Annotated in this window: 15 protein-coding genes, 1 riboswitch and 1 other annotated feature; all 15 genes read right to left on the bottom strand. The window is 33.4% G+C overall.

The genetic code is table 11. From position 1 onward, the window contains the following. Positions 1–15 precede the first annotated feature (15 nt). Positions 16–837: a cytochrome C assembly family protein gene (locus JN168_RS05890; protein WP_042738466.1), complete on the bottom strand. Its 822-nt coding sequence runs from the start codon at positions 835–837 to the stop codon at positions 16–18. Positions 838–858: 21 nt separating this feature from the next. Beyond that, positions 859–2,190 carry a glutamyl-tRNA reductase gene (gene hemA, locus JN168_RS05885; protein ID WP_042738465.1) on the bottom strand — a complete coding sequence of 444 codons (1,332 nt, stop codon included), beginning with the start codon at positions 2,188–2,190 and terminating at the stop codon, positions 859–861. Between the two features lie 171 nt (positions 2,191–2,361). Further along, the gene (yihA, locus tag JN168_RS05880) at positions 2,362–2,949 is read right to left on the bottom strand and encodes a ribosome biogenesis GTP-binding protein YihA/YsxC (RefSeq protein ID WP_232138591.1); all 588 of its coding nucleotides are present in this window, start codon (positions 2,947–2,949) and stop codon (positions 2,362–2,364) included. 210 nt (positions 2,950–3,159) lie between these two features. Further along, positions 3,160–4,422 carry an ATP-dependent Clp protease ATP-binding subunit ClpX gene (gene clpX, locus JN168_RS05875; RefSeq protein WP_042738463.1) on the bottom strand — a complete coding sequence of 421 codons (1,263 nt, stop codon included), beginning with the start codon at positions 4,420–4,422 and terminating at the stop codon, positions 3,160–3,162. A gap of 184 nt (positions 4,423–4,606) precedes the next feature. Continuing rightward, entirely contained in the window at positions 4,607–5,917 is a 1,311-nt protein-coding gene (gene tig / locus JN168_RS05870) for a trigger factor (RefSeq protein WP_229367274.1), read from the bottom strand. A 176-nt stretch (positions 5,918–6,093) separates the two neighbouring features. Beyond that, positions 6,094–7,017, bottom strand: a complete 924-nt coding sequence (locus tag JN168_RS05865) for a hypothetical protein (RefSeq protein WP_107511967.1) — start codon at positions 7,015–7,017, stop codon at positions 6,094–6,096. Between the two features lie 12 nt (positions 7,018–7,029). Further along, positions 7,030–7,641, bottom strand: a complete 612-nt coding sequence (locus JN168_RS05860) for an NUDIX domain-containing protein (RefSeq protein WP_042738460.1) — start codon at positions 7,639–7,641, stop codon at positions 7,030–7,032. Between the two features lie 156 nt (positions 7,642–7,797). Then, the gene (rplT, locus tag JN168_RS05855) at positions 7,798–8,154 is read right to left on the bottom strand and encodes a 50S ribosomal protein L20 (RefSeq protein ID WP_042738459.1); all 357 of its coding nucleotides are present in this window, start codon (positions 8,152–8,154) and stop codon (positions 7,798–7,800) included. A gap of 60 nt (positions 8,155–8,214) precedes the next feature. Further along, positions 8,215–8,415, bottom strand: a complete 201-nt coding sequence (gene rpmI, locus JN168_RS05850; RefSeq protein ID WP_042738458.1) for a 50S ribosomal protein L35 — start codon at positions 8,413–8,415, stop codon at positions 8,215–8,217. A 27-nt stretch (positions 8,416–8,442) separates the two neighbouring features. Next, the gene (gene infC, locus JN168_RS05845; protein WP_042739018.1) at positions 8,443–8,970 is read right to left on the bottom strand and encodes a translation initiation factor IF-3; all 528 of its coding nucleotides are present in this window, start codon (positions 8,968–8,970) and stop codon (positions 8,443–8,445) included. Between the two features lie 23 nt (positions 8,971–8,993). After that, positions 8,994–9,121, bottom strand: a sequence feature (ribosomal protein L20 leader region). Positions 9,122–9,183: 62 nt separating this feature from the next. Further along, the gene (locus JN168_RS05840; protein WP_042738457.1) at positions 9,184–10,671 is read right to left on the bottom strand and encodes an amino acid permease; all 1,488 of its coding nucleotides are present in this window, start codon (positions 10,669–10,671) and stop codon (positions 9,184–9,186) included. A gap of 209 nt (positions 10,672–10,880) precedes the next feature. Further along, a riboswitch (Lysine riboswitch) is annotated at positions 10,881–11,052 on the bottom strand. A gap of 62 nt (positions 11,053–11,114) precedes the next feature. Then, complete coding sequence (thrS, locus tag JN168_RS05835; RefSeq protein WP_279526232.1) at positions 11,115–13,052, bottom strand: threonine--tRNA ligase; 1,938 nt, start codon at positions 13,050–13,052, stop codon at positions 11,115–11,117. A 344-nt stretch (positions 13,053–13,396) separates the two neighbouring features. Next, complete coding sequence (gene dnaI, locus JN168_RS05830; RefSeq protein WP_042738455.1) at positions 13,397–14,320, bottom strand: primosomal protein DnaI; 924 nt, start codon at positions 14,318–14,320, stop codon at positions 13,397–13,399. A gap of 3 nt (positions 14,321–14,323) precedes the next feature. Next, positions 14,324–15,721, bottom strand: a complete 1,398-nt coding sequence (locus tag JN168_RS05825) for a replicative helicase loading/DNA remodeling protein DnaB (protein WP_229367275.1) — start codon at positions 15,719–15,721, stop codon at positions 14,324–14,326. Beyond that, positions 15,722–16,192, bottom strand: a complete 471-nt coding sequence (gene nrdR, locus JN168_RS05820; RefSeq protein ID WP_042738453.1) for a transcriptional regulator NrdR — start codon at positions 16,190–16,192, stop codon at positions 15,722–15,724. Positions 16,193–16,328 lie beyond the last annotated feature (136 nt).

The following is a 16,328-nucleotide window of genomic DNA, read 5'->3' as shown; positions in this document are numbered from 1 at the left end:
TATATAATTCGATATTTAATGTATACTTGAAAAATGTGAAGCAAAAAATAAATTAATCATACTTAGACAGAATAATATTGCATTAAAGTAAATGAGTTTAATTGACTCTATCTTTTTTCTTACCCTAAAAAGTAAATAAACACCATATAATAAGGTTATAATCGTAGATAAAAATACCTTTGGATCAATTAATATCTTTACACCAAGCGTGTTAAAGCCCCATTGTGCACCTAAAATGATACTTAAAATAATAAGCGAAAATCCTATTAATGTACTATAAAAAACAACTTGTTCTAAAGTTGCTACACTCGCTATTCTAAAATACTTTTGGTTAAAACGCTTTTGCTTTAAATTTTTATATTGAATGAAATATAAAATACAGTTTACAAAAGCAAAGGCAAAAAGTGCATAACTCATCGTTGCCAATGCAATGTGCACGACTAACAGTTCATTAATCACAGTCGTTTGACCAATTGAACTTTGATAGTGCATAGGTTGGAACGTATTTACTGCAATAAATACAAATCCTATTAAATTAAATAAGAAAATCGATATATTAATTTGCTTTATCACACTGATGACAATAGATATAGAAATGATTAACCAAGCAAGTGCAAATAACACATCAAAAATATTATTTAACGGGACATGTTGGGTTGCGTTTATATAAAAAGATAAAGAGATTGTCTGTAATACCCAAACAATCCCCAAAGTAACGAACCCCACTTTACTTACGATGTAATGTTTCTTAACAAAGTCGATAAAATAACAAGCAATACTGATTAAATAAAATACTAATATAAGTTCATTTAACCTAATAAATAAAGTTTCTTGCATATCATCACCATTTGAATATGCTTATTCAAAACTTAGAATTTGACTATTAGTCACTTCACTCTTTTTCTTACGTGGTTCGTAACCAGCCTCAGCTTCTATGTCAAAAATGTTTTGAAACAGCTCTAATTTTTCGTTGCCTTTTCTATCACTACTCAATTCTTTAGCTTGTTTAATTGGATCCTTTAACATTTGATTGATGATGCTTTTTGTATGCTTCGAGATGACTTTACGTTCTCTCTCTGAAAGACCTGGTAACTTTCTATCTATACTTTCCATGGTTTCAGCTTGAATATTCATTGCTTTCTCACGTAAAGCTCTAATAACTGGTACAACACCTAACATATTAACCCATTCATTATGAGCAGCTATTTCAGATGGTATACGTTGCATTATCTCGTTAGCTGCATCTTGACGTTCTCTTAAATTAGCATCTACTAATCCTTTCAAATCATCAACATCATAATTAAAGATACTTTGAATGGCATCTATGTTTGGCTCAATGTCTCTTGGTACTGCGATATCGATAAGTACTAAAGAGTCAGTTTTTCGTTCATTCGCAATAGACTGTATCATTTCATTTGTGATGATATAATTCTCAGAGCTAGTAGAACTAATAACGATATCAACTTTAGCTAAAAGTTTTGGTAATGATGACATTGGTTCAAAGTTTACATTATGTTTCGTTGCAAGATCTTGTGCTTTACTTAGTGTTCTATTCACAATCGTAATATCAGTAACTCCTGAACCAATTAAATTTAGAAGTGATAACTCACTCATTTCCCCTGCACCAATGATTAAAGCTTGCTTATTGTTGATTTTGCCAAATACTTTCTTACTAAGTTCAACTGCTGCATAAGAAACACTTACTGCATTATCTGCTATATCAGTTTCGTTATGTGCTTTTTTCGCAAAAGTAATAGCTTGTTTAAAAAGATGATTAAAAATCGTACCTGTTGTTTCTTCATCTTGGGCAATAAAGAATGCATCTCTTATTTGTCCTAGAATTTGAGTCTCACCAAGTACAATAGAATCTAGACCAGAAGTGACATGCAATAAATGATTTACTGCTTCGTCCCCCACGTTTACTTCTGTCATTTCCTTTATTTCTTCGACATCAAATCCAAATGATCGTGCTAAAAAGCGTTGAATATAGTAACGACCCGTATGAATTTGATCTACGACTGCATATACTTCTGTACGATTACATGTTGATAAAATAACATTCTCTAAAATAGATTTTGTCTCAAATAAATCAACATTGGCTGAACGTATGGCATCATCTTTGAAAGCAACTTTTTCTCTAAGTGCTACATCTGCTGTACGATGATTAATGCTTACCGCAATTAAATGCATTTATAACGCCCTCCATACATATTACAATAACTAAATTATAACACAATTATTGCTGTAGTTAAGCATGTTGCTTAACTAAATTAGAAGAATTATAATTTACATTCAAATTGTTGTCATAATTTAGTCGAAATTAGACAATTTCGTATCTAAATTGATTACAGTTTTAAATGATTATAAATAACGTGCTATCTTATCCCAAATTTGTTGTTGCTTATTATTTTTCACAGATGAATAACTAATTATATCGTCTTCTGGTTCCATTTCTAACTTTTGCTGTATATTTGCTAAATGTTTTTGTACTTTACCCTTTGGAATTTTATCTTCCTTTGTCGCAACGATTAATGTCGGTAATTCATAATATTTAAGATAATTATACATTAAGATATCATCTTCAGTTGGGTTATGTCTTAAATCAACAAGTTGTATGACCAACTTTAAAGATTCTCTTTCTGAAATATAGCGTTCAATCATTTTACCAAATGCTTCACGTTGTTTCTTGCTCACTTTGGCATAACCGTATCCTGGTACATCGACGAATACAAGTTGATTATCGATATTATAAAAATTTAAAGTTTGAGTTTTTCCAGGTTGTTGGGAGGTACGTGCCATATTTTTTCTACCTATCATACTGTTAATAAATGTAGATTTACCAACGTTAGATCTTCCACTTAACGCCACTTCTGTAAGACCCGTTTCTGGATATTGTTCAGGTTTTACTGCGCTGATTAATAATTCTATTTCATTAGGATTTATCTTCATTTTTGTCGACCCTCTTTTCTACTAATTTGACTGTTCTATTATATTACAGTTTTGCTTATATGAATACGACTATTTACTGGCCTTGTAATTTGTAGCTTAAAAATAATTTTAAATTTGCAACACGATATATACAAATGACTTTCAAATCAATAAAACAAAAAAAGTCCTAAGTTGATATGATAACAACTTAGGACTTTACATAAACACTATTTAAGCTGATGTTTGTTCTTTATTAATAAGATTACCATCTTTATCATATAGCTCAGGTTCTTTTTCTTCAGTGATTGTTTCATCAGTGATTACAACCTTAGCAACGCCTTCAGATGAAGGTACATCATACATAATATCAATTAATGCTTCTTCGATAATAGAACGTAAACCACGAGCACCAGTCTTACGTTCAATTGCTTTCTTACTGATTGCTGCTAGAGCTGCTTCAGTAAATTCTAACTCAACATCATCTAATTCTAACATCTTCGTATATTGTTTAACTAATGCATTCTTAGGTTGCGTTAAAATATTATTTAACGCATCTACATCTAATGTTTCTAAGTTAGCCACAATTGGCACACGACCAATAAATTCTGGTATTAGACCATATGATTGTAAGTCTTCTGGTCTAATTTGTTCTAAAATTGCATCTTCATCGTATTTAGATGCCTCACTACTTGAGAAACCAATGACCTTTTCGCCTAATCTACGTTTGATTACTTCATCGATTCCATCAAAAGCGCCACCAAGTACGAATAAAATATTCGTCGTATCAATTTGAATCAATTCTTGGTTAGGATGTTTACGTCCACCTTGTGGCGGAACGCTAGCAGTTGTTCCTTCCAAGATTTTAAGCAATGCTTGTTGTACACCTTCACCAGAAACATCTCTAGTAATAGATGTGTTTTCTGATTTTCTAGCTATTTTATCAATTTCATCGACATAAATAATACCTTTTTCAGCTTTATCTACATCAAAGTCCGCTGCTTGTATTAATCGTAGTAAGATGTTCTCAACATCGTCACCAACATAACCTGCTTCAGTCAGACTTGTAGCATCTGCAATAGCAAATGGTACATTTAAAGTTTTAGCTAACGTTTGTGCTAATAACGTTTTACCACTACCAGTAGGTCCAATTAATGCAACGTTACTCTTTTGTAATTCAACTTCATCATCTTTCGGACCTAACTGTTGAATACGTTTGTAATGATTATATACTGCAACTGCTAATGATTTCTTAGCCTTTTCTTGACCAATAACATAATCGTTTAATTGATCCATAATTTCTTTAGGTGTTGGCAATTCAGTTAAACCTTCTGGTTCAGCTTGAGCTAATTCTTCTTCTACAATTTCAGAACATAGCTCGATACATTCATTACATATATATACGCCACTTCCTGCGACTAATTTTTTCACTTGATCTTGATCTTTACCACAGAAAGAGCATTTTAAATTCTCTTCACCTTCATTGAATTTAAACATTCTATTTACACCCCTATTCCCTAAAGACTATACTAAATAGTATTTTAATATGCAACTTATACAATTCCAAGTTTTTTGCATAAAGTACTGTAGCAGATACATTAATGAATGCATCTGCTACTGGATTACTATATTAAACAACTAACATATAATTCACAAAACAATTTGCTTAGTTTATATTTAGTTATGCTTCAGTGTCATCTTTAGATGGTTCTACTAACTTTGCTTCATCAACTAATAAATCGATAACTTTTTGGATACGCACGTCATTCTTAACGATGTCTGTGCTACCAAGTGTTTGTTTAATATCTTCTACTGAGATATTAAATTGTTCACTCATTTTTTCTAATTCTTTATCGATGTCAGCATCAGTTACTTCAACCTCTTCTGCATCAGCGATTGCTGTTAATGTTAAGTTTGTCTTAACGCGCTCTTCAGCATCGTCTTTCATTTGTTCTCTTAATTGTGATTCATCTTGACCAGAGATTTGGAAGTATGTTTCAAGATTTAAACCTTGTTGTTGCATACGTTGACCAAATTCTTGAACCATGCGATCTAATTCTGTATTAATCATCGCTTCTGGAATATCGATTGTTGCATTGTTTGAAGCTTTGTTAATCGCTTCTTCTTTTTGAGCATTTTCTGCTTCAGTTGCTTTTTGTTCAGCTAAACGTTTACGTAAATTTTCTTTGTACTCGTCAACTGTGTTCGCTTCAGCATCTAACTCATTAGCAATTTCATCAGTCAATTCTGGAACATCTTTAAATTTAATTTCATTTACTTTAGTTTTGAATGTAGCTTCTTTACCAGCTAATTCTTCAGCGTGATATTCTTCTGGGAAAGTAACGTTTACATCTTTCTCTTCACCAGCTTTAACACCTACTAATTGTTCTTCGAATCCTGGGATAAATGAACCTGAACCGATTTCTAAATCGTAACCGTCAGCTTGTCCACCTTCGAATTGTTCACCGTCAACATAACCATCAAAGTCGATGTTTACTGTATCGCCTTCTTCAACAGCACCATCTTCTTTAACGACCATTTCAGCTAAGTGGCCTAATTGGTGATCGATAGACTCTTGAACTTCTTCGTCTGTTAATTCAGAACTTTGTTTTTCGATTTCTAATCCTTTGTAGTCACCTAATTGTACTTCAGGCTCAACTACTACAGTAGCTTCGAAAGTCATGTCTTTACCTTTTTCAATTGAAGTAACATTGATTTCAGGTTGATCAACTGGTTTAATGCCAGTTTCATCAATTGCTTCACCGTAAGCTTCTGGTAATAAGATATCAACTGCATCTTGATATAATGCTTCTACGCCAAAGCGTTGTTCAAAGATTGGACGTGGTACTTTACCTTTACGGAAACCAGGTACATTAATTTGTTTAACTACTTTTTTAAAAGCCTTATCAATTGCATTGTCTACTTTTTCTGCTGGAACTGTAACGGATAATACACCTTCGTTACCTTCCTTTTTTTCCCAAGTTGCTGTCATGTATAAAAACCTCCATGATTATCCTATTTTATTTTTTCAACTCCATTATTATAGCATACGTCAATGTTCTACACAAACACGGAACATACAAAACAATTGGCATGTTGAAATTTTAATTAATTCGATTTTTTAATACTACCATATTTACTTACCCAAATTACACAAACTTAATTAAATTATTCCTGTATATCGATGGATACAAGTAATTTGGTAACTTCGTTTGATTCATCTATTTCCTCTAGCCCCAACATCGATTTGAAATAGTTTACATATGCTTCTATCCAAACTGCTAGTGGTGCAAACTCAAGAATATCAAGTGGGTATAATAAAATCGCATGATTATTCATTAAGTGATGTGCTTCATCTGTTATTTGTGCAGCGTCATCTTCTAAACGATTGAGCACTTCTGGTATAACTTGTATCTTTATGTCTGTATGGTCCAGTCCTGCTAAATCTTTAGGAATCGGTAATAAATCAAACCCGTACTTCTTAATTTGTACTGGCTCACTGTAACTTGCAAAACGTAAATATTCAAGCATAATGCTTATCACATTAGGTGCTAACGGTAACGCTTCTATAAGATTTGCCACCGTTTTTTTATAATTATATTGATTATGATCTATTAAAGTTAACACTGTATTGACCTGTTCTCTCAAAGACAATACGTCAAATTGTTGTAGTTGTTGTGACGCACGTTCATTATGTTGTTCTAGTTGACTGAGAGCATATTCCTTTAAAGGGTACAACTCCATACGTGTTCTATGATCATTGACCTCATCAATAATTTGGTCAATGACTTCGACCACTTCAAAATATTGTCCTAAACCACTTAAACTTTTAATATAATAGACCATTAATTCATCGTACTTTGTTATGCCTTGCTTTAATAAAATGATAGCCTCTTCACGTAATTCTAAATAATGTTTCATTTGATATAGCATGGAACATTTCAATAATGCCAAAGCGTCATCAAGTTCAAATTGTCTTTCATAATCCTCAAACAATTCATACGCATGATCGAAATGACCATTGTGTAAAGATTCTTTGATGTCTCGTGTTAACTTTTTTTGTGATTGCGGAAAAGGGATAATATCAGACATAGCCATACACCTCTACTTTAATGCTTGTAATATTAAAGCACTCCATGTTTCAAAATCATCATAATTGTCAATTTTTGCTTGATCCATCCACTTTATTCTTAAAGTATCGGTCTCTTTTGCCTCAACATCACTACTATTGACATTAATTTTAAACACAACGCCCATATGTACTTCTCCAACTTCATTAGTATCATCATTAATAAAGCCAATGTAGGCTAAGTTTTGAGATTTTTGAGCAGATAATCCAACTTCTTCTTCTAGTTCTCTTTGTGCGTTAACTCTTAACACTTCATTAATTGAGTCTGCACCTTTAACATCATTCATATGGCCACCAACACCAATCGATGATTGTCCGTGTAATCTAGCTTCACCGCCACCTGACAAACGTTCGTAAACTAAAATTTCATCACGCTCATTTTCCAAAATACAATATGAAATGAGTTGTTTATATGTAGGGTCCTCCTCCATATCTCCGCGACGTTTCACTTCATATTTAGTCAAAGTATCAAATATTTCTTGACCTTTCACTGAATTTTTATCCAAGAAACCATTAAATTTATTTTTTTCTTCATTAAATAATGTAGATCTTGGTACTACTGTTATCATTTCATCAAACTTAGACATAATTTACTCCTTTGAATCTGACTTTACAGCCATTTTATCAAATGATAACGCTATATATCAAAATGTTTATTAAACACAACATATATGTACCATCTTTTAAGTATAAATATAAAATAAAGAGATGTACAAAGGTGTACATCTCTTTATTTTGAAATATTATTTTAAAGCTTCTTTAGCTTTAGCTACTAATTCACCGAAAGCTTTTTCATCTGAAATAGCAATTTCAGAAAGCATTTTACGGTTAACATCGATTTCAGCTTTTTTCAAACCATTCATTAATCTTGAATAGCTCATGTCATGTTGACGTGCAGCCGCATTGATACGAGTAATCCATAATTTACGGAAATCACGTTTTCTTTGACGACGGTCACGGAATGAATATTGACCTGATTTCATTACTTGTTGTTTTGCTACTTTATATAATGTGCGTTTTGCACCGAAGTAACCTTTAGCTAATTTAATCGTCTTTTTACGACGAGCTCTTGTTACTGTTCCACCTTTAACTCGTGGCATAATAAATTCCTCCTCTAAATATCTTCGTACTTAATATGTTCTTCTGACTTTTTGCGTCAATTATTTTTTATAAGATAATAATTGTTTTACACGTTTCATGTCTGATTTGTGTACTAATGAAGCTTTACGTAATTTACGTTTTTGCTTAGTAGATTTGTTTGCGAATAAGTGAGATGTGAAAGCTCTTGAACGTTTTAATTTACCTGAACCAGTTCTTTTAACACGTTTAGCTGCTCCACGGTGTGTTTTCATTTTAGGCATGATTCATTTCCTCCTGTAATATCTTTATTATTTTTCGTTTAATGGGCTAAGCGTAATAAACATTTGACGCCCGTCCATTTTTGGTCTTTGTTCAACTGTTGCGATATCTTTACATTCATCTGCAAATTTCTCTAAAACACGTTGACCAATTTCTTTGTGCGTAATCGCACGACCTCTGAAACGAATTGAAACTTTACATTTATCGCCTTTAGATAAAAATTTGCGACCATTTTTCAATTTTGTTTGGAAATCATGTTCCTCAATTGTTGGACTCAAACGAATTTCTTTAAGATTAATTGTTTTTTGTTTCTTCTTCATTTCTTTTTCTTTTTTCTGTTGTTCGAATTTATACTTACCGTAATCCATAATTCTAGCAACAGGTGGTTTAGCGTTTGGAGCCATTAAGACTACATCTAAACCAACACGATCAGCCATTTCAAGGGCTTCGTTTTTCGTTTTAACGCCAATTTGTTCTCCATCTTGGCCAATTAAACGTAATTCTTTTGCGCGAATCTTTTCGTTAACTTGAGTTTGATCTTTTGCTATGGTTGACACCTCCAAGATTTTTACGAAATTATCCCAAGCAAAAAGAGCGAGTACATAACATACCCGCTCTTCTCTACACATGACAATCCATGTATATATAGACCTGCCAACTGCAATTAGCGTCGCTACAGGTGAGAAGCGGGAGCTTCTTCTTGGTTCGTTTCGTATTCAACGTTACCTATCATATCAACATTAATTGGCTAAGTCAACAGTTTTATTAAATTATTTTATTTCATCCATTTTTACATCTTGACGTAAGTCAACTTGTTCTAAAGGAATCTTCTTCGTTTTATAGCGTAATTTATGATAGATAAAGAACACTAAGAATACTGGTATTCCCATATAAGTAATGACAAAGCGATTTAAATCAAAGTCACCTGTTTTGATGAAATCAACGTCTTGACCAATGATAACAATCACACATAATATACCGGCAAAAATAGGTCCAAATGGGAATAGTTTAGCAGTATATTTAAGCTTAGATTTATCATAATTTTGCTTGTTAAATGCCTTTCTAAATCTATAGTGGCTTATCGCAATACCTACCCATGCAATAAAACCGGTCATACCACTAGCTGCAACGATATATTGATAAGCATCTCCACTTACATGTTGTAATAAGAAAATACCGATTACAATTAATGCAGTTACGAATAATGAAATATACGGTACACCGTATTTGTTAGTTTTACCAAAAATTGGAAAGGCTAGTTTATCTTTACTCATTGAATATAACATACGTGTTGATGCATACATTCCAGAATTACCTGCAGATAATACTGAGGTAAGGATGACAGCATTCATAAATGACGCTGCAAATGCTAAACCAGCATTTTTAAAGACTAATGTAAATGGTGATGTAGCTACACTATCATCTCCACCCATTAACGCAGAGCTATCATATGGAATTAACATACCGATAACAAATATCGCTAAGATGTAAAATAATAATATTCTCCAGAATACTTGTTTTATCGCTTTAGGTACTGCACGCTCTGGATTTTCAGATTCACCTGCAGTAATACCAATCAATTCTGTTCCTTGGAATGAGAATCCGGCAACTAAGAATACACCTAATATAGATAATAAGCTTCCACCAATACCATCACCTAAGATTGGTCCATTTCCTTTTGTAAATGTATCAAAGCCAACAAATTCGCCACCCATGATACCTACAATCGTTAACAATCCAATCGCAATAAAGATAATAACTGTTACGACTTTAATCAAAGCAAACCAATATTCACTTTCTCCATAAACTCGAACTGATAAAGCATTTAAACCAAAGATAATTATTAAGAATAAACAACTCCACAACCACGCTGGAATGCCTGCTAAAGGACTCCAATATTGTATAACTTGTGCAGCTATTGTAACATCTGCCGCTACTGTTATTACCCAGTTAAACCAATAGTTCCATCCTAATGCAAATCCTAATGAAGGATCTACAAATCTTGTTGCATATGTACTAAATGAACCAGATACCGGTAAATAAGTAGCCATTTCACCTAGTGATGTCATTAAGAAGAATACCATAGCACCGATTATAGCGTAGGCGAGCAATGCACCTAGAGCTCCAGCGTCATGGATTGCACCACCTGAAGTCATAAATAACCCAGTTCCGATACAACCTCCAATTGCGATCATTGAAATATGACGGTCTTTAAGTCCCCTTTGTATACCATCATTCTGATTATTTTGTTTTGCCATAGAAGCTTCCTTTCTTTGTAAACTTAGAGGTTAACTTTCTATATGTTTTAGCCAGTGTCTTTATAGTTTGTCTCATACTGACAGCTTATGATTATTCACATCAGTAGTCACTATAATTTTGCTCTTTCCCGAAGCATATGCTTTATAGTTTTACGCCTAAAAAAAGGTTGCATACCTAATAGATATGCAACCAATTTAATAATAGCATGTATATAGGTAGCACATCACATATGTGACAGTTCAGTCTCTTTCGATAACTGACCCAACAAACAGTATAAATGGATAAAGTCTGTTTCGGCGATTTTACCTTTCAACATTCGTCATATGCCCCATTCGACATCAAAATGCTTACTTATTAAAAACGCAACCTCTAACTCAAATTTTATGAATTTTATTTATTTCACTAACTTGTAATATACATTATTTTGTAAAGACTTTCAAGACTATCTTTGTTTTTTCAAACGAATCTCATCTACAAGATTCCAAATGAATTCATCTTTTTCAAGTGTTTCTTGATCTTGAGAACCATATTTCCTTACATTTACTTCATTGTTTTCAACTTCTTTATCACCAACAACAAGTTGATAAGGAATTTTTTGCATTTGAGCTTCTCTTATTTTATAGCCCATTTTTTCATTACGATCATCAATGTCTACACGTACGCCTTGTGATTTCAACTCATCTTGAATATGACGTGCATAATCATAATGTAAATCAACATTAACTGGAATAATAGCTACTTGTTTAGGTGCTAACCAAGTAGGATATGCACCCTTAGTTTCTTCAGTCAAGAATGCAACAAATCGTTCCATTGTTGACACTACGCCTCGGTGTATAACTACTGGGCGATGTTGTTCACCATCATTTCCGATATATGTTAAATCGAATTTTTGAGGTAATAAGAAATCGAGTTGTGCAGTAGATAATGTTTCTTCTTTACCCATTGCAGTTTGAACTTGAACGTCTAATTTCGGACCATAGAACGCCGCTTCACCGATTGCTTCTTCATAATCCAATTCTAATTCATCAGCCGCTTCTTTTAACATGCTTTCAGCTTTGTTCCACATATCATCATTATCGAAGTATTTTTCTTTATCTTCAGGATCGCGGTAACTTAATCGGAATGAATAATTTTCAAAACCAAAATCATTATAAACATCAATTATAAGATTAACAACGCGTTTGAATTCTTCTTTAATTTGATCTGGACGTACGAAAATATGCGCATCATTTAAAGTCATACCACGAACACGTTGCAATCCTGATACTGCCCCACTTGCTTCATAACGATGCATTGTACCTAACTCTGCAATACGAATTGGCAACTCACGGTATGAATGTGGTTTATTCGCATAGATCATCATATGATGCGGGCAGTTCATAGGGCGTAGTACCATTTCTTCATTTTCGTCTAATTTCATTGTTGGGAACATATCATCTTGATAGTGATCCCAGTGACCAGATGTTTTATATAAATCAACATTTGCCATAACTGGTGTATACACGTGATCATATCCCATGCTCACCTCTTTATCGACAATATAACGTTCGATTTCACGGCGAATTGTAGCACCGTTAGGCAACCATAAAGGTAGACCCGCACCAACAAGTTGGTTATTAGAGAATAATTCTAACTCCTTACCAATTTTACGGTGATCACGTTCTTTTCTTTCTTCAAGCATTTGTAAATGTGCTTTTAAATCCTTTTTGTCAAAGAACGCAGTACCATAAATACGTTGTAGCATTTTATTATTGCTATCACCACGCCAATATGCACCAGCTGTAGATAATAGTTTAAACTCTTTTATTTTCGCAGTAGTTGGAACATGTACACCTCGACAAAGATCTGTAAATTCACCTTGAGAGTATAATGTTACATTTTCATCTTCAGGTATTGCATCAATCAATTCTTGTTTATAAGGGTCATCACTAAAGAATGCTTTTGCTTCATTTCTAGTTACCACTTTACGTTCTATTGGATAATTTTCATTGACTATTTGTTTCATTGTCTTTTCAATTTTTTCAAAGTCATCAGATGATATACTTTCTTCCATATCGAAGTCATAGTAGAATCCACCCTCAATCACTGGACCTACACCAAAGCAAACATCTCCATACAGACGTTTTAAAGCTTGTGCCATTAAATGTGCTGTCGAATGACGTAACACTTCTAATGCTTCTTCACTACCTGGTGTTACGATTTCAATTTCCCCATCAGTTTCAATTGGACGTGTTAAATCAATCAATTGTCCATTTAATTTACCTGCAACAGCTTTTTTACGTAAACCAGGGCTAATAGATTGTGCTATATCTTCAGTTGTTGTGCCTTTATCAAACACCTTCGAATTGCCATCTGGAAATGTTATATTAATTTGCTCCATAATTACCCTCCTATTTTTCATATGTACTATCATCAATAATGAACTGTCAAACACACTACTAAAAAAACAAAAAGACCCCATCCCAAAAGGGACGAGGTCATCGTGGTACCACCCTAAAATAAGACATCGTCTAACTTAAAGTTAACTTTGCCTACTCTACTTAAGATAACGGTCTTGAGCCGGATGTGATTTAGCACACCATTTACAAAGTAGTAATGAACAAGTATACTTACCAAAATCTCATCTCACTTGGCTCTCTGTAAAGTATTCACTGGTCCATCATGTCTTTGACAATTTCATATTGATTTAGATTTATCTATATTATACAACAATTATTCAATATTTCAATCGTTCCTATAATTTTTTCCTTCAAGATAGTATGGTGTAGCCAATGCTTTAATACGCTCTAATATTCTAGCCGCCTTAGTTTGCTCTGTACCATCACGGGTCACAGAAAGATGATGTTCCAATTCTTTGAAGCTCAGGTTAGATGTGAAGAATGTAGGTAGTTCTTGTACCATACGATAATGTAACAATGGGCCAATCACTTCATCACGTGCCCACGGCGTAATTTCCTCAGCACCGATATCATCTAATATTAAGATATTCGCTTCTCTTACACGTGATAACTTAGTTTCAAATGAACCATCTTTAAATCCACCCTTTAATGTTCGAATGAATTCTGGTAAGTATACGATAGTTGAAGGAATTTTTTTAGTCTTTAACTGATTGGCGATTGCTCCCATTATAAATGACTTGCCTGTACCAAATGGCCCATATAAATAAAGTCCTTTAACACCCGTCTCTTTATTGGTGATTTGTTCACACACTTTATTTACCGCCATAGCTACGTCCAATCTATCACGTTTATCCATATAAATATCTTCTAATTTAGCATTTAAAGTATCGCGTTGCATATGGTGCGAAGTAATTAGATGGGAGTTGAATCGTTCTTCATCATGCTTTATTTTACATGGACATGGCAAATATTTAATTTTTATATGTCCATGTTCAATATATAACTCTGGTACATGCCCCTTTACAAAGTTCGGACATTGTTCAAATGCATGGCCATCATAATGTTTTTGTTGATCTTTATATTCTTGCAAAATATTTAAATCTTCATCAATCATAGCATTAGTTAGATTCTTCTGATTTGACTCTAAAAAAGCTTTTACATCAGGATCATTTATTACATCTTTTTTAATTTTAGCAATGCGCTTTGATAAATCATTAGAGTCGCCCATTATATTACTAAAAGACTTCATAGCTTATTCCTCCTTCCATTGTTGTTTCAAATGTTTAAGAAAGGCTTCTCTATCAGCCTTTAATTTTTCATCTTCTTCTGGTTCATTGTTTGCAGTTGCAGGATGATCATCCTGATCCTTAGCTTCTAATAACCATTTTGGCGTCATTTCTCTTGACGCTAATTGACGTTGTTTATACTTTGGAGCATGATTACGTGGTTCAGATTGTGCCTTATTCACTTTCATCGCTTGTTGATATGCTTGCTCTGCAGTCTTAATTCCTTTTTTCTTCCAATTGGACGCTATTTCTAAAATGTAAGTCTTTGGCAACTTCATATCTTCTTTTAACATAACATATTGAAGTAATACATTAATGACACCGAATGATAGTTTTTCTCGTTCAATTAAATCTTCAATCATAAACTTTTGTTGTGCAGTTGGTTCAGATTCTGACCAAGAAGCTAACATGTCAATCGGACTCGTTTCTTCTAGTTGCTGTAACCATTGTTGTTGTTTACTTTCCGTTGATGCACTTTGTTGAGTTGGTTCACTTTGTTGAGTTGGTGCAGATTTTGAAACTGCGTCACCCTTTTTATTTAATTTAGGTAACTGTTGTTCATGTTCAATTAAATAATAAGTTCGAGCATGCTTTCTTAACTCTTCAAAAGAAAGTTCTTGGGCACTAGTAATCGATTTCAAGATAATGCGTTTCATCGATTCTGGTGTCAAACCATATAAAGTAGCTAACTGTGTGATTAACTGTTTTGCATCTTTATTGATAATCTTTTTACTAATAAAATGTGTCTGCAATAGGTCATATAATGTCTCAAAATCAAACTTTACATCTGAAAGCTCGATGCCATTATAATGTTGGTCGTTCGGAATTTTACTCGTATCCACTTTAACTTGATGATTAGGTACTTTAAATACATCTGTAAATGTTCGCGTGACCTCTTGATAGTGTTGCATTGCTACAGTATGTTCTGCTTCGAAATACTGCTTTAATTGATGGTAACGCTGCTTACTGACTTCACTGTAAAGATAGACTGACAACATTGGATCATTAAAAAATTGTTTAGCAGATGGTGGTTGCACCAATTGATAGACAAATGAAGAAAGTTGTTCATCATGCTTTACAAAGGATTTCATTAGCCCAATACCTTCTAGCAAATCCATTTGTTTTCGAAATTCTAGCAAATTAATCTTTAATTCACTCATAATAATATAATGTGTAGCAATTGTGTCGGCTGACTGCTCAACAAATTGGTTTAAATAATGGTATAAACCAATTGCCTCAGGACCTATAAGTGGTGTAAATAATCTATTTAGTATTTGCAAATGTCTGTGATTGATTTCAAAATTACGAATGACATTAAAGTTATCATGCGGTCGCAATCCATAATCATTTGCCTGTAATCCCATCTAAGAATCACTCCGTTTATTCTCTGCTAAAATACCTTGCATCGATTCTAATAATTGATCGACATCTTTAAACTCTTTATAGACAGACGCAAATCTCACATAAGATACTTGATCCACGTGCATCAATAAGTTCATTACATACTCCCCAATTTCTCGCGAAGAAATTTCAGCTTGACCTGCATCACGCAATTGCCATTCAACATTATTTGTAATTTCCTCTAACTGTTCATATCGTACAGGTCTTTTCTCACATGATCGCACAAGTCCGTTTAAGATTTTCTCACGTAAAAATTGTTCCCTTGTTCCGTCTTTTTTCACGACGATTAATGGTCTCTTCTCTATATGTTCAAAAGTTGTAAAACGTGTCCCACACTTTTCACATTCTCTTCTTCTACGAATCGCATTAACTTCATCAGCATGTCTAGAGTCGACGACACGTGATTGCGTCGAATTACATTTCGGGCATTTCATCGTCTTATCACCCTCTCAATTTGATTAATTTTCATTATACTATAAATATGAGTCCCACAAAAGAATGGCAACACTTCAACTGAAATCACTTTACTTTTAGTTGTTTTATTATATTAAAATTTATAATTTACACCCA

This window comes from Staphylococcus gallinarum (genome assembly GCF_029774255.1).
GTDB lineage: Bacteria > Bacillota > Bacilli > Staphylococcales > Staphylococcaceae > Staphylococcus > Staphylococcus gallinarum.
The sequence above is the reverse complement of the archived record's forward strand: the minus strand, read 5'-3'. Positions and strand labels throughout refer to the sequence as shown.

Bases quoted from the DNA above. Each gene is read 5' to 3' on its own strand.
- JN168_RS05890 (WP_042738466.1), bottom strand. From the start codon at position 837: ATGCAAGAAACTTTATTTATTAGGTTAAATGAACTTATATTAGTATTT.
- hemA (WP_042738465.1), bottom strand. From the start codon at position 2,190: ATGCATTTAATTGCGGTAAGCATTAATCATCGTACAGCAGATGTAGCA.
- yihA (WP_232138591.1), bottom strand. From the start codon at position 2,949: ATGAAGATAAATCCTAATGAAATAGAATTATTAATCAGCGCAGTAAAA.
- clpX (WP_042738463.1), bottom strand. From the start codon at position 4,422: ATGTTTAAATTCAATGAAGGTGAAGAGAATTTAAAATGCTCTTTCTGT.
- tig (WP_229367274.1), bottom strand. From the start codon at position 5,917: ATGACAGCAACTTGGGAAAAAAAGGAAGGTAACGAAGGTGTATTATCC.
- JN168_RS05865 (WP_107511967.1), bottom strand. From the start codon at position 7,017: ATGTCTGATATTATCCCTTTTCCGCAATCACAAAAAAAGTTAACACGA.
- JN168_RS05860 (WP_042738460.1), bottom strand. From the start codon at position 7,641: ATGTCTAAGTTTGATGAAATGATAACAGTAGTACCAAGATCTACATTA.
- rplT (WP_042738459.1), bottom strand. From the start codon at position 8,154: ATGCCACGAGTTAAAGGTGGAACAGTAACAAGAGCTCGTCGTAAAAAG.
- rpmI (WP_042738458.1), bottom strand. From the start codon at position 8,415: ATGCCTAAAATGAAAACACACCGTGGAGCAGCTAAACGTGTTAAAAGA.
- JN168_RS05840 (WP_042738457.1), bottom strand. From the start codon at position 10,671: ATGGCAAAACAAAATAATCAGAATGATGGTATACAAAGGGGACTTAAA.
- thrS (WP_279526232.1), bottom strand. From the start codon at position 13,052: ATGGAGCAAATTAATATAACATTTCCAGATGGCAATTCGAAGGTGTTT.
- dnaI (WP_042738455.1), bottom strand. From the start codon at position 14,320: ATGAAGTCTTTTAGTAATATAATGGGCGACTCTAATGATTTATCAAAG.
- JN168_RS05825 (WP_229367275.1), bottom strand. From the start codon at position 15,721: ATGGGATTACAGGCAAATGATTATGGATTGCGACCGCATGATAACTTT.
- nrdR (WP_042738453.1), bottom strand. From the start codon at position 16,192: ATGAAATGCCCGAAATGTAATTCGACGCAATCACGTGTCGTCGACTCT.